Source organism: Thiocapsa sp. (genome assembly GCF_022340925.1).
Lineage (GTDB): Bacteria > Pseudomonadota > Gammaproteobacteria > Chromatiales > Chromatiaceae > Thiocapsa.
Genome location: NZ_JAJDNA010000078.1, coordinates 1 through 14,231, shown reverse-complemented (window position 1 = coordinate 14,231; position 14,231 = coordinate 1). Strand labels below are relative to the sequence as shown.

Here is a 14,231-nt window from a genome sequence, read left to right as displayed (position 1 = left end):
GTCTTCAGTCTCCCCCGGCGCGATGGTACGGATGCCCTTGGACGAGGGTCCAGGCCCGGTAGAGCTGCTCGGCGACGAGCACCCGGACCAACGGATGGGGAAAGGTCAGTCGGGACAGCGCCCATCGCTGCTCCGCGCGTTGCAGACAGTCCTGCGCCAATCCGTCCGGCCCGCCAATCAACCAGGCCGTATCCCGGCCACCGGCCATCCAGGACCGCAGGTGATCTGCCAGTGTCTCGGTGCTCCAGTGCTCCCCCGAAACATCGAGCGCGACGGTCCGTGCCCCTTTCGGGATCGCCCTGAGGATCCGCTGGCCCTCGTCGAACCGGGCGCGAGAGGCGCAGACGCCCTTGGCACGGTGGCCCGGCTCAACCTCGATCAGATTGAGCGCGCACTCCCGCGGCAGACGCCTTGCGTACTCGTCGAAGCCGGCCGCGACCCACTCCGGCACCCGACGACCGACCGCAATCAGATGGACACGCATCGGCTCGCAGTCAGCCGGATGGAACCGTTATACTGAGCCGCTATGGCGTTGAGCTGCGCCCGTTGCGACAGGCCATCGCATCGGCTCAAGCGGGTCACGTCGCGCCTGGAAACGCCGCCCACCCCGAGCCGAGAAACCCGGGCCGGCCGGGCTCGGTGTAATCCTCCGCACAGGACACCTCGATCAACGGTTCGCATCAGGGCTATCATGCCAGACTCCCGCACTCAACTCATCGACCTGCTCGGCCACCGGATTCTCATCCTAGACGGCGCTATGGGGACCATGATCCAGCGCCACAAGCTGGATGAGGCCGACTATCGCGGCGAGCGCTTCAAGGACTGGCCATCCGACCTCAAGGGCAACAACGACCTGCTCTCGCTGACCAAGCCCGAGCTGATTCGCTCCATCCACGAGGCATACATGGAGGCGGGTGCGGACATCCTCGAAACCAATACCTTCAATGGCAACCGCCTATCCCAAGCCGACTATGGCCTCCAGGACTACACCTCTGAGATCGTTTCCGCTGCCGCTCGGCTTGCCCGCGAGGTTGCAGACGCCTGGACCGCCAAGACTCCGGACAAACCCAGGTTTGTCGCCGGCGTCCTAGGACCAACCAGCAAGACGGCAAGCATCTCTCCCGACGTCAACGACCCAGGCGCCCGAAACACCCACTTCGATGAGCTTGTCGCAGTCTATGCCGAGGCCACCCGAGCGCTGGTCACCGCGGACGTGGACCTGATCTTGATCGAGACCATCTTCGACACGCTCAACGCGAAGGCCGCTGCCGTTGCGGTCGATCAGGTGTTCGAAGAGAGCGGCCTATCACGCCCCGTCATGATCTCCGGCACCATCACGGACGCCTCCGGCCGAACCCTCTCCGGACAAACCGTCGAGGCCTTCTACAACAGCCTCCGCCATGTCAAACCGCTGGCGATCGGGCTCAACTGCGCCCTCGGACCCGATCTGCTGAGGCCTCACGTCGAGGACATGGCACGAGTGGCCGAGTGCTATACCACGTTTCATCCAAACGCCGGGTTGCCCAATGAGATGGGCGGATACGACATGACACCCGAGGCCATGGCGGCACACATCGAGGAATGGGCGGAATCCGGGTTCCTCAACATCGTCGGCGGATGTTGCGGAAGCACGCCGGCGCACATCCGCGCCATCGCCAAAGTGGCAGCGGGAAAAGCCCCGCGCCAACCGAAGGCGCCCGACCACCGCATGCGGCTCTCCGGACTCGAGGCCTTCAACGTCTAGTCTCAACCCCAGTCGAAGGGCGGGCGCCGATGGTCAGGCCCTCGGCAAGCTGCGACAACGTCTGTTCTGGGTAGGGCTGCCCCGCCTGCGCATCACCAGCAGGTGAGCGCGCTGCCCGGGCCGTTCTCGGATGCCTTCACTATCCACCGGAGACCCCGATGTCGGACCAATTCGATCAGAGCGCGCTCGACTACCACCGCTATCCCAGACCCGGCAAGCTGGAGATCAAGCCGACCAAGCCGATGGGTAACCAGCGCGATCTGGCCCTGGCGTACTCGCCTGGTGTCGCCGCGGCCTGCCGTGAGATCGAGAAGGACCCGTTCGCTGCGTCTCTCTATACGGCGCGCAGCAATCTGGTCGCGGTCATGACCAACGGCACGGCGGTCCTTGGCCTGGGCGCCGTCGGCGGTCTCGCGTCTAAGCCCGTCATGGAAGGCAAGGCGGTCCTTTTCAAGCAGTTCGCGGATATCGACGTATTCGACATCGAGATCGATGAGCGCGACCCGCAGCGCTTCATCGAAACAGTCGCCCGGCTCGAGCCCAGCTTCGGGGGCATCAATCTGGAAGACATCAAGGCCCCGGACTGTTTCATCATCGAGCGCACCCTCAAAGAGCGAATGGACATCCCAGTCTTCCACGACGACCAGCACGGCACCGCCATCGTGGTCTGCGCGGCCATCCTGAACGGCCTGCGGGTTGTCGGCAAAGACATGGCCGAGATTCGCCTCGTCACCGCCGGCGCCGGGGCCGCGGCACTCGCCTGCGTCGACCTCTTGGTGAGCCTCGGTCTGCCCGCGACGAACGTGACACTCACCGACATCGCTGGCGTGGTCTATCGCGGGCGCCCGGAGGAGATGGATCCCTACAAGGAGCGGTATGCGATCGACGCGACCCAGCGCACGCTCGCCGAGGCCCTCGAAGGTGCGGACATCTTTCTTGGACTCTCCGCCGCCGGCGTCCTGCAACCCGAGTGGCTGACCAAGATGGCCGAGTCGCCGATCATCCTGGCGCTCGCCAATCCGGTCCCGGAGATCATGCCGGACTTGGCTCGCACCGCCAGACCGGACGCCATCATTGCGACCGGGCGGTCGGACTTCCCGAACCAGGTCAACAATGTCCTTTGCTTCCCTTTCATCTTTCGAGGTGCCCTGGACTGCGGCGCCAGCGAGATCAACGAGCCAATGAAGATCGCCTGCGTTCGGGCGATCGCCGATCTGGCCAAGGCGGAGCCTTCCGACATCGTGCGCAGCGCCTATGGTGGCGACCAGCTGAGCTTCGGCCCGGAGTATCTGATCCCCAAGCCGTTCGATCGACGCCTCATGGAGCACGTGGCGCCCGCGGTCGCGCGCGCCGCGATGGAGAGCGGCGTGGCGAGACGGCCCATTGCCGATCTCGATGCCTATCGGGATGCCCTGCACCTGCGTGCCTACCGCACGGGCATGACCATGAAGCCCGTGTTCGATCAGGCCAGGGCCGCGCCGAAACGCGTCGTCTATGCCGAGGGCGAAGAGGAGCGGGTCCTCCAGGTCGCCCAGCAGGCCGTCAGCGAGGGCATCGCCCGGCCAATGCTGATCGGCCGCCCCGAGGTGATCGGTCATCATCTCAAGGATCTGGGGTTGAACATCCGCCCCGAGCGTGATTTCGATCTGATCGTACCCTGCGAGAATAGCCACTTCGAGACCCATTGGCGGACCTTCTACGAACGCGTCAAACGCCGCGGATATGCGCCTGACGAGGCCCGCGAGTACATCCGCAACGACCCGACGGTGCTCGCCGCCACCATGGTCCGCAGCGGCGACGCCGATGCCATGATCTGCGGCGTCGTCGGACGCTATGCGCGGCATCTCAAGCACGTCGAGGAGGTCATCGGCACCGCGCCCGAGGTGCGCCGCCTCAGCGCCATGAACGCCATCGTCTTGCCGGCCGGCCCGCTTTTCATCGCGGACACCTACGTCCAATCGGAGCCGAGCGCGGAGGATCTCGCCGAGATGGCCTGTCTGTGCGCCGCGCAGGTGCAGCGCTTCGGATTGCGGCCAAGGATCGCCCTGCTGTCCCACTCGAACTTCGGGAGCCACGAATCACCGTCAGCGCGCAAGATGCAGGAGGCGATGCGGCATCTGCGCGCCCGTGCCCCAAACCTCGAGGTCGAGGGTGAGATGCATGCCAACCTGGCGCTCGATGCCGCCGTCCGGGAGGCGCGCTTCCCCGAGTCCTGTCTCAGCGGCCGCGCCAACCTCCTGATCATGCCGAACCAGGACGCGGCGAATATCGCCTTCAATCTACTGCGCACCGTCAATGAGGGCGGCACCTTCGGCCCCATGCTGCTCGGGGCCGACCGGGCGGCCCACATCGTGACCCCGAGCACCTCGGTGCGCGGTCTGCTCAATATGACCGCCCTGGCGGCGGTCCAGGCAGAATGACCGAACGGGTCACCTCATGACCGCACACGGTGTCAGATCCTGACCTGACGTCGCCTTGCGAAGCCGCTGACGCCTGCGGCGGCACCCAGGGACCGGGCTTCGCAGCTGGCACGACTCATGCTTGCGCCCTGGTGAAGGCAGGGACGAGCCGCTCATTCATTCGGACCTGATCGGTCGCCACGCAGCCAACAGCACATCGAGGGGCGCACACACAGTCGACGTGCAGGGCCAGGTCGAGCAGGCAGTCGGAAGCGGGAATCCTCCTCCGCCCGTTTCCGGATTTGGGCCACCGCGTTTCGCTCCGGCGGGCGCAGTGGCCCTTTTGTTTATGTCATCGCTGACGCATTCGTCGGTTCCCATGCGGGGAACGTGCACCGCTGGTGTCCGTTGCGGGAGCAACCGAGCGGCAGACGTGTCGGTTTCTCCGTCGCCCCGACACGCCTCGGCAAACAGAAAAAGTCATCTGATGACACAGTGTGCCCCGAGGCCGCGTGATGACGCCCCGCCAAGCCTGCGTCGAAACAGGATGAGCTCGACTGGCACAAGCTGTGCGTAGCGCCCTTCGAGGGCTGACGAAGGGACGCGACCACTGGCCCTTAGACGTTCGGATGCGTGGGTGCGGAGGCCAAGGCGGTAACCGCCGAGGACGCACAGCTCTGGACTCACGGGTCCGACCTCGGCTGCTGTAGCCCCCTGGCTACAGTAGCCGCCTTTTGCGGGAGACCGCCCGCATCCATCTGCCGAAGCGGATCCGCCACCCCGGCAAGCCACGGCTCGACCGACGGCGCCCAGTGCGGGCGGTCGCGTTCATTCGGCAGTCTGATCGACCTATGTTCGCCACAGGATCGAGCCGATAGGCACGGAGGCCGCCCGGATCATAGTAGTATGTCGGCAGTCCGGCGTCTGACACTCGCAATCATGTCAGTCTTGAGGCGGCGGGGATCCCTGGGGCAGTGTCCTCCGGCGCTCCCTGGTGAATTTGCACCGCCCTGCGGCCGGAGTTTCACGCCCAGGCGGAACAGAGAGCCCGATGACGCCGACAGATAAAAGGAGCTCCACGGCCTGGACGGCGGCGGGACGGGAGTTTTTGAATCCGAGAGTGATCTCGATGGTCTTTCTCGGATTTTCCGCCGGGATACCTCTCTTGCTGATCTTCTCCTCCCTCTCGCTGTGGCTGCGCGAGGCCGGAGTCGAACGCAACGCCGTCACCTTTTTCAGCTGGGCCGCACTGGGCTACTCCTTCAAGTTCGTCTGGGCGCCGTTGATCGACAAGCTCCCGGTGCCACTCTTGACCCGCAGCCTCGGGCGGCGGCGTTCCTGGCTGTTAATGGCGCAGGTCGCCGTCATTGCCGCCATCGTCGCGATGGCGCTGATCGATCCGGCCACAGGCTCCGGACAGGTCAGGGGCATGGCGCTCGCGGCGGTGCTGCTGGGCTTCTCCTCGGCCACTCAGGACATCGTGATCGATGCCTACCGCATCGAATCGGCGCCTCCGCGCTTACAGGGACTCATGTCCTCGACCTACATCGCCGGCTACCGGACCGGCATGGTCGTCGCCGGCGCGGGTGCACTCTACCTGGCCGCTCTATTCGGCTCGGAGGCAGGCGACTACAGCTTTCAGGCGTGGCGGCTCACCTACCTCATGATGGCCGGCACCATGCTCGTCGGTGTGCTCGCGACCCTGCTGATCAAGGAACCCGAGACCCGGCGAACCGACGCCCATGTCTATGGTGCATCGGACTACCTCCGGCTGGTCGGCGTCTTCGCCGCGGGCGCCTCGGCCTTCGCTGGCGCGTTCTTCCTCTCCGGTGAATTATTCGGCGCGCTCAAATCGTCTGCCGGCGGCGGGCCGATCGGCGGATTCTTCCTCGAAACCCTGCACTTCGCGCTGGCCGTCTCGGCAGGGGCGGCCACCGGATGGCTGTTGGTCGCCGCGGGAGCGGTGAATCGAATCATGGCATCTGAGACCTGGATCGAGCCGGCCCTGGATTTTTTTCGCCGCTACGGCCTCAGGACGGCCATGCTTCTGCTTGCCCTGATCGGACTCTATCGGATCTCCGACATCGTCCTCGGGGTCATCTCCAATGTCTTCTACCAGGATATCGGCTTCTCGAAACCCCAGATCGCGACCGCGGTCAAGACCTTCGGCGTCGTGATCAGCATCGGCGGCGGACTCCTCGGGGGCCTACTGGCGACCCGCTATGGGGTGATGCGGATCTTGATGCTTGGGGCAATCCTGTCCGCGACGACCAACCTCATCTTCGTCGTCCTGGCCCTCGCGGGTCCCAGCCTGATGCTACTCTACCTCGCTGTCGCGGCCGACAATCTGGCAGCCGGGCTGGCTAGTGCTGCATTCGTGGCTTTTCTGTCCAGCCTGACCAGTGTCTCTTTCACCGCGGTACAGTACGCAATCTTCAGCTCACTCATGACGCTCTTGCCAAAGGTCCTCGGCGGCTACTCGGGGTCCATCGTCGACGGTATCGGCTATCCCGGATTCTTCGTCTTCACGACCTTGATCGGCGTCCCCGTCGTGCTCCTAGTCTGGCTGGCGGACAGGAGTCTCGCAATCGACGAGCGGGCACGGCGGGGCGCGGCAACGGAGGCGACGTAGAAATGCCGGGCTCCGTCTTGGAGCTGCGGCCGCCCGGATCGGCCCGCCATCTTGGAATCGCTTCCAGCTTCTCGGTCAGCGCGCTCGAGCAGTGCCGCCATCCTACGACGGCAGACAGGCGAGGAAGTCGCGACTGCGGCACCATCAATCCATCAGATCGACCTCGACCCCAAGCGCGGACAAGGATTCGCGGCGCTCCGCGAGGTAGCGCTGAAAATTCGGCTGCCGCAGATGGGCACCGGTCGCGACATAGTCCAGGGCACCATGGATGTGGAAGGCCTTCAAGAAACCCTCGGTGCGAAAGATCTCGCGCCCAGTGGCGTCAAAGAACACCAGGCTCGGAGTGTATTTGATCGCGAGCTCCGCGGCCCACTCGCGGATCGGCATCTCCCGACCGCCGGGGGTCTGCAGCATGTCAGATGAGAAGGCATCCAGGATCGCCCCATCGAAGGCGCTCAGTGAGTAGGTGACGGGCTCCCGCCGCAGGATGTCCTCATGCAGCTCATCACAATCTCGACAGACTGGCTGCTCGAACATCACAACCAATGGACGCATCGAGACATCTCGATTGTCCCCAAGCCTGAAAGGGGAGGACATGAAACCCCCTTCCTGATGAATCCTGCCCTTTGCTTCGACCGGACTCACCCGGGCGACATAGTCCATAAAAGACTCGCCGACCTGCTCGCGGCGCTCGGCGACGTAGGTCAGTGCCGCCTTGAATCGATGCGGCGGAAAGTAGCCGTTGATGCGCAGTACGGCCTGTCCCCCCTCGTCGAGCAGCAGCATGGTCGGTGTGAATTGGACCTTGAGGTCCGCTCCAAGCTGCTTCTCGGTCGTCGGCTCGCCGGTCAATCCGGTCACCTCGCGATCGCCCCACAGATTGATGGCCACGACCTCGAAGCGCTGTTGCATCAGGTCGACGATAGCCTTGTCGGCGAGATTTTCCTGCAAGAGCTTGGCACAGTAGGGACAGCCATCCTGGTAGAAATAGAGGACGAGGCGTTTGTCCTCGGCCGTGGCCTCGGCAACATCCTCGCGGATGTCGAGAAAGGAGTGTTTAAACCAGCGCGGCTGCTCGTGGTATCCGGGATTCTGCAGCCCCGCGCTCAGCTCCGCCGGCGCATCGGTTGCCGCCGCCGCAAACCCCGACAGCAGGATCACGAACCAGGCGGCACGCAGCTTCAGTCGAAGCGGCTGCTTCATCATTCCAAGCTCCTCTGTGTTGTGACGGGGCGTTCATGCCCCCCAGGGGTTGACCCTTCGTCCGCTGGACTATTCAGCGCGTCCGGCGACCCGTGGATGACCCGCCTCTCTGATTCGCCCAAGCGACCGAAAATGAAGGAACCGGGAAACCGTGTTTTCCGGTTGCGTCTGATTCCTGGCCGGGATGGCCAATGACGGTGCTGCTCAGGGAAGCGCTGCCGGATGCAGCGCTCGATCGCCCGCCCCGGACGCTGGCGGCTGTTTTTCCCTCAGACCGAAGCGCCGTTCGCGCGGATAGGGGAAGACATCCTCTAGGTGCCCGGAGCGGATGTGGTCCTGGCGTGCCCGCCACCACGCAGGGTCAAGCAACTCGCTATGCAGCTCCCAGAACAGGGCGCGGATGCGCGTGTCGGTCAACAGGAAGGTCTCGAACTCCTCCGGGAAGACATCGTTCGGTCCCGCGCTGTACCAGGCCTCGTCTGCAAGCTCCATCTCTGGGTAAGGTGCCGGTGGAATCTCCCGAAAGTGACACTCAGTCAGATAACAAAGTTCATCATAGTCGTAGAAGACGACACGGCCTTGGCGCGTGACACCGAAGTTCTTGAACAAGAAATCCCCCGGAAAGATGTTGGCCGCAGCCAGTTGCTTTATCGCATCGCCGTATTCGCCGATGGCGTGGCGGAGATCCTCATCGTCCGCGGTACGCAGATAGAGGTTCAGGGGTGACATCCGGCGCTCGATGTAGAGGTGTTTGATAATCAGCTGACCCTCTTCCACCTCCAGGCTCTCGGCGCAGTCATGCTCGAGCATCTCGAGCAAGGCAGGGGAGAAGCGGTGGCGCGGGAAGGCAACCAGAGAGTATTCCCAGGAGTCAGCCATTCGCCCAACTCGGTCGTGAAACTTTACCAGCTGATATTTCTCCTTCACGGTCTCCCGCGTCATCTCCTTCGGCGGCGGGAAGCGGTCCTTGATGACCTTGAACACGAAAGGGAAGGAGGGCAAGGTGAAGACGCACATCACCATCCCGCGAATGCCCGGGGCGACCACGAAGTCGTCTGCAGAGTAGCGGAGGTGCTTGAGAAAATCGCGGTAGAACTCGGCCTTGCCGAACTTCTGCAGCCCGATAGCGGTATAGAGCTCGGCCTTGCCTTTGCGGGGCATCAGCGGGCGCAGGAAATCGATGACTGCGGCCGGGACCTCCGTGTCGACCATGAAATAGGCGCGTGAAAAGCTGAAGACGTCCGAGATCTCGTCCTCGCCGGAAAGCAATGTGTCCACATAAAGTCCCCCGCCCGCGCCGCGTTCCCCCTCGTTATTGAGGATCGGGATGACAAACGGGATCTGATCTGCGCCATTGATCGCCTTGCCGATGATGTAAGCGGCCTTGTTGCGATAGAAGGGCTCCGAGAGAACGGCAAGCTGGAAATTTTGGTGCACGGCTCGGTTACGCGGAAACCGGTCGCGGATTGCGCGCATCAGGCAACGGATATCCCGGCGTTGATCACGGAAGGGGCGTTGAAACCCCATGCCCCCAAGAATCCCGGCAATGACCCGGGCGAAGCCGTCTCGGGCGGGATAGTAAGGCCGGAAGATCGGGATCTCCGCCTCGAGGTGCTCGGTCGAGAGCATCGGCCAAACGAAGATATAGCTGTTGTTGTAGTAGCGGCGATCGAACAGCCGGCAGAACACGGAATTGTAGTAGGTCTCAGCCAGTTCAGGCTGATGATGCAGGGGCAGCAGGCGCAGATACTCGATCTTGACTCGACGCCAGAGAATGTCGCTGGGGTCGCGCAGGTGGAGCTCACGGCGCAACAAGGCGACAGTCTCACCCACGCGCGTGTCGAAGAAGCTGATCCGCTCGCGCGCGGCAGATTGCACCGCCGGCCAATCCGCCTCCTCGAAGCGGGCCCTCGCCCCGTCGGTGATCTCACGAAAGAGCCGGTAATGACGCTCGAAGCCATCGAGGATCGCCTCGGCAATCTGCTTAGCCTCAGTCCAAGCCATGGCGTCAACCCAATGCGTAGTCCGGATTGGCGCGCACCGCGAACGCAGGCCAATCCTCAGCGCGAGAGATCCGGTGGCCGGCCGCAACGAGACGGCCTCGACGCGATTCTATGGCAGCCGCGGTAACACGGCCAGGCTCTGGCTGGGGCGCGCGCAGGGGGGACCGAACTCAAGTCGAAGGGTGAACATCGGCCCACTCATGTCGGCCCTGGAGTACCTGGCGCTGGAGGACGTGGATGGCCGCGATAAAGCCGTCCCGCTCGCGCATCAGGCGTGCGATCGCTTCGGACTCCGAGTCTCGATCGGTCGGCTCCACCTCGAGCATCAGGCAAGCCTCCTGGTGAACGCGCCGGTGCAGCGCGTCCAACACCTTGAAAGCAGTGAGCTCGCCGTAGCGGATCCGACCGTCATTGAGATACCAACGCCCAAAATCGCATGATTCGGGCTGCAGCTCCGGCAACGTCTTGGTTGAGCCGTCGGCGAGGCGACAGCGCACCACGCGATCAACCCAGTCGCGGTGGACTGCCTCCATGCTTAGGAGGACCAGGTCGGCGGCGGACCAATCCACGCTCGTTCGCCTGTGCCACAGGCACGGCGGCACATAGGCCGCGATCCAAGAGGCAAGCCGCTCCGGCGGCATGGGGTCGGCGACCGCAAACCCTTGACCGAACTCGCAACCCAGATCCATCAGCAGCAAGCCGTGCGCAGCGGATTCCACACCCTCCGCGATGAGCTCCCGCTGGAAGGCGCGCGCGATCCCGATGACGCCTTGAACGAGATTGCGATCATCGCGCGAGCGGAGGATGTCGCGGACCGCCGTCTGGTCGATCTTTACGGTCTGCACCGGAAGGCAACGAAAATCGGTCAGTGACGCATAGCCGTTACCGAACCCGTCCAACGCAAAGCGTACCCCCAAAACGGCACAGGCCTGAATGACCGATGCCGTGGTCTCGACGTCGCGCAAACCCTCGGACTCGGCGATCTCAAGCAGTAACCGCGAAGGAGCAATCGATGGATGCTGCGTGAGCAGCTCCTGTAAGCCGGCGATGAAGCCCGCGTCCTGAAGTGAGCACGCCGATAGATTGAGGCTCATCGTCAGATCCAGGCCGGACTCCTGCCACTGCCCGAGCCACCTCACTGCCCGATTCATTACCCACCAGTCAAGCTGCTGGAGGAGCGCGTCGCCTTCAATCAAAGGCAGAAATTCCCCTGGCGGCAAGAGACCACGGTCGGGATGCTGCCAACGGACCAGCGCCTCCACACCGACTACCCGGCCGGATGACATGTGCACCTGGGGTTGAACGTGCAGTCGCAACTCCTCACCCTCGATCGCCTCACGGATCCTCAACAGCTCGGGCCTGTGCGCCTGGTCCGACGGACCTTCCTCTCCCCGAAAGAGCTGATAGCGATTCCGACCCTGTTGCTTGGCCTGATACATGGCGTGGTCGGCATGTCGCAGAAGGGTTTCCGCGTCGCCCGTGTCATGGGGATACAGGGCCACCCCGGCACTGCTGGTCACGGACAGCACGTGGCCGTTGATCAGGACGGGCTGGGCGAGCGCGGCGAGCACCCGCTCCAGCAGGGCGGCGCAGTCGGCAAGTGACTGCAGGCGGCTCATCAAGAACACGAACTCGTCACCCCCGAGTCGGGCGACGGTATCCGCCTCGCGCAGGCACCCGCGCAGCCGGCTTGCGACGGTCACCAAGACCCGATCGCCCGCCTTGTGGCCGTGCGTATCGTTGATCAGTTTGAACCCGTCGAGGTCGAGGTAACAGACGGCGAGCAAGCACCCATTCTCGCGCGCTTCCGTGACCGCCTCACTCATTCGCTCGGCCAGGAGCCGCCGATTCGGCAAGCGCGTGAGGGGATCGTAAAGCGCAATCTCCTCGAGCTGCCTCCGGCTCTCGAGAAGCTTGAGCTCGTTGCGCCTTCTCTCGAAGGCACCGCCGATCAGGTCACTGAGAAAACCGAGCGCACGCATCTCCGCGTCTCGCCAAACGTATGGGCCGCTCAACATCTCGACCGCGACGAAACCGCTCAGCCGGCCGGCGGTGCGAATGGCGGTCGCAGCCACAGCCCGCACTTCGAGCTGCTCGAGCTGCTCACGGTCCACGCGCCAGGTCTCCGGGAGCCCCCCCACGTCATCGATGCGGATGTCGTCTCCGTGCCTTAGGGTGTCCATCCAACGCGGGATGAGTGAGGTGGGTACACTCGGGGCGTCGACCCGCCCGAGCCCCAGCCCGGTCGCGCTCCATTCCTCCGTGTTGCGCATGCTGGTGCCGTCGCGGCTGAGCACGAACACATAGGCGCGGTCTGCCCCCATCCGCCGAGCCACGGCACCCAAGGCATTCTCGACCAGCGGACCGACCGCGTCGGCTGGCGCCGCCACCAGGGACCGCGAGGCCTCGACCAGGATCGTCTCCAGCGTCACCAGGTATGACAGGGCGCGCTCTGCGTGTTTGCGCTCCGTGATGTCCGTGCCCGATCCGAGCACACCGATCACCCGGCCCCTGCGGTCACGGAGCCTGCTCTTGCGCCACTCGATGAGGCGCTCCGTCCCGTCTGACCGCAGGACCGTGCCCTCGATCCCGGTGACTTGATCCGCCGCGCCGGCGACGACTTGGTCGAGGATCACCCGCATGGTTTCTCGCTCGCGCACGGGCAGGAAGGACTCCACCCAATCCCGACCGAGGATTCGCCCGCGGTCGAGACCCAAGACCTCGCAGCCACGCTGGTTGATGATTTGGACATGACCCTGACGATCCAAACCGATCAGTAGCAGCGCAGCAATGTCGAGAACGTGCTCGAGATCGGCTACCCGAGCACCCGGCGCAGTCGCCCGTACGTCGTGACCCAACGTCCAGCGGTTGGCCGCCGCGGTCGCTTGCACGCGTGCTCCAGCCGATAGCACCCGCAACGCATGCCGACGCCGCCACACGAGAAGAGCCAGACCAAGCGCCACAACTGCAGTCAGGGCCCAAGGTAGGACATCCCGCCCAGACAGCAGTCGCGGAGACCCGCCCTGCGGCGTCTCCCCGAGATCGGCGATCAGCTCGATCGACGCTCCGGTGGGGACGCCGAGCCAGGTCTCGTAGTCGAGATGAAGCCCTAGGACCAGGGCGACTGCGACCAACCCGATCAAGGCCAAGGACGGCGAGAAAGTGGAGGATCGCCGACGCATCGGGGCCAGGCGGTCACGCAGACGCGCAAGCACAGCGAGCCAAGCGGTTCCGCGGCTCCCCGAGGATGCGACCGAGAGATTGCACTGCGCTTCGCCGCGGCTTCCCACTCATTGAGCTGGTTCCATGTAAGACACGTCATCGACTCGGCGAGGCACCGCAGCATTGCGCATGTCATGCTGACGGGCCCGATCAAACCGGCCTCGCACCGCTCAGTTTAACACATATCGTGTAGGAGACTCTGGGCATTGACTCTATCATGCTCGCCAGCGCTCGGAAACGGCCGCGCCCGGTTCTGTGCCCAGACGAAAAAAACCGGCGGTGCTTGCACACCGCCGGCCGGCTTAACCGAGTCGGACCCCGGCGATCGGGGGTCAGTTCCTTGAGGCGTCGCTCAGAATTGGGTCTCCTCGGTCGAACCAGCCAGAGCGGTCACCGCGGATACGCCCCCCTGTATGGTCGTGGTCACGTCATCGAAGTATCCAGCCCCCACCTCTTGCTGGTGCGACACGAAGGTATACCCCTTCTCGCGAGCTGCTAACTCGGGGGCCTGGACTTTCTCAACGTAGTGGCGCATGCCTTGACCGCGGGCATAGTCATAGGCGAGATCGAACATGTTGAACCACATGCTATGGATGCCCGCAAGGGTGATGAACTGGTACTTGTAGCCCATGTCGGCCAGCTCATCTTGGAATTTGGCGATGGCCACATCGTCGAGATTCCTCTTCCAATTGAACGAAGGCGAGCAGTTGTAGGCAAGGAGCTTACTGGGATTGTCCGCCAGGATCGCCTGAGCGAACTCGCGTGCGTATCCGAGATCCGGGGTGCCCGTCTCACACCAGATCAGATCCGCGTAGGGTGCATAGGCGCGGCCCCGGCTGATCGCCTGCTCCAATCCGTTGCGCACGCGATAGAAGCCCTCGTTCGTACGCTCGCCGGTTACGAATGGGCGGTCGTTGTCATCGACGTCGGAGGTCAAGAGATTCGCGGCCTCCGCATCGGTTCGAGCCAGCAGCAGGGTCGGTACGCCCATGACGTCGGCGGCGAGTCGTGCCGCGATCAGTTTCTGG

At 63.9% G+C, this 14,231-nt stretch carries 7 protein-coding genes and 1 pseudogene; 3 read left to right on the top strand and 5 right to left on the bottom strand.

Features of this window, described 5'->3' with window-relative positions:
- Window positions 1-4: 4 nt before the first annotated feature.
- Window positions 5-484, bottom strand: coding sequence for a 23S rRNA (pseudouridine(1915)-N(3))-methyltransferase RlmH (rlmH, locus tag LJE61_RS09570; protein ID WP_296914769.1), 480 nt, complete (start codon window positions 482-484; stop codon window positions 5-7).
- A gap of 207 nt (window positions 485-691) precedes the next feature.
- On the opposite strand from rlmH, the pseudogene LJE61_RS09565 reads away from it, so the two are divergent.
- From LJE61_RS09565 to LJE61_RS09555, 3 genes and pseudogenes are all read left to right on the top strand, one after another.
- A pseudogene (locus tag LJE61_RS09565) lies at window positions 692-1,741 on the top strand (homocysteine S-methyltransferase family protein); the annotation flags it as partial.
- Window positions 1,742-1,902: 161 nt separating this feature from the next.
- A complete protein-coding gene (locus LJE61_RS09560) occupies window positions 1,903-4,164 on the top strand; it encodes an NADP-dependent malic enzyme (RefSeq protein WP_296914772.1) in 2,262 nt (753 codons plus the stop codon).
- 1,030 nt (window positions 4,165-5,194) lie between these two features.
- Window positions 5,195-6,775, top strand: coding sequence for an AmpG family muropeptide MFS transporter (locus tag LJE61_RS09555; protein WP_296918263.1), 1,581 nt, complete (start codon window positions 5,195-5,197; stop codon window positions 6,773-6,775).
- A 144-nt stretch (window positions 6,776-6,919) separates the two neighbouring features.
- On the opposite strand, the gene LJE61_RS09550 is transcribed toward LJE61_RS09555, so the two are convergent.
- From LJE61_RS09550 to aceA, 4 genes are all read right to left on the bottom strand, one after another.
- Complete coding sequence (locus LJE61_RS09550; RefSeq protein ID WP_296914778.1) at window positions 6,920-7,981, bottom strand: thioredoxin family protein; 1,062 nt, start codon at window positions 7,979-7,981, stop codon at window positions 6,920-6,922.
- A gap of 201 nt (window positions 7,982-8,182) precedes the next feature.
- A complete protein-coding gene (gene aceK, locus LJE61_RS09545) occupies window positions 8,183-9,982 on the bottom strand; it encodes a bifunctional isocitrate dehydrogenase kinase/phosphatase (RefSeq protein WP_296914780.1) in 1,800 nt (599 codons plus the stop codon).
- Between the two features lie 169 nt (window positions 9,983-10,151).
- Entirely contained in the window at window positions 10,152-13,163 is a 3,012-nt protein-coding gene (locus tag LJE61_RS09540; protein ID WP_296918261.1) for an EAL domain-containing protein, read from the bottom strand.
- A gap of 392 nt (window positions 13,164-13,555) precedes the next feature.
- Window positions 13,556-14,231: isocitrate lyase (aceA, locus tag LJE61_RS09535; RefSeq protein ID WP_296918259.1), on the bottom strand; the 676-nt coding region annotated here is incomplete at its 5' end.

What these genes read in the sequence shown, in the direction of transcription:
- rlmH (WP_296914769.1), bottom strand. Translation starts at nt 484, where the DNA reads ATGCGTGTCCATCTGATTGCGGTCGGTCGTCGGGTGCCGGAGTGGGTC.
- LJE61_RS09560 (WP_296914772.1), top strand. Translation starts at nt 1,903, where the DNA reads ATGTCGGACCAATTCGATCAGAGCGCGCTCGACTACCACCGCTATCCC.
- LJE61_RS09555 (WP_296918263.1), top strand. Translation starts at nt 5,195, where the DNA reads ATGACGCCGACAGATAAAAGGAGCTCCACGGCCTGGACGGCGGCGGGA.
- LJE61_RS09550 (WP_296914778.1), bottom strand. Translation starts at nt 7,981, where the DNA reads ATGATGAAGCAGCCGCTTCGACTGAAGCTGCGTGCCGCCTGGTTCGTG.
- aceK (WP_296914780.1), bottom strand. Translation starts at nt 9,982, where the DNA reads ATGGCTTGGACTGAGGCTAAGCAGATTGCCGAGGCGATCCTCGATGGC.
- LJE61_RS09540 (WP_296918261.1), bottom strand. Translation starts at nt 13,163, where the DNA reads ATGCGTCGGCGATCCTCCACTTTCTCGCCGTCCTTGGCCTTGATCGGG.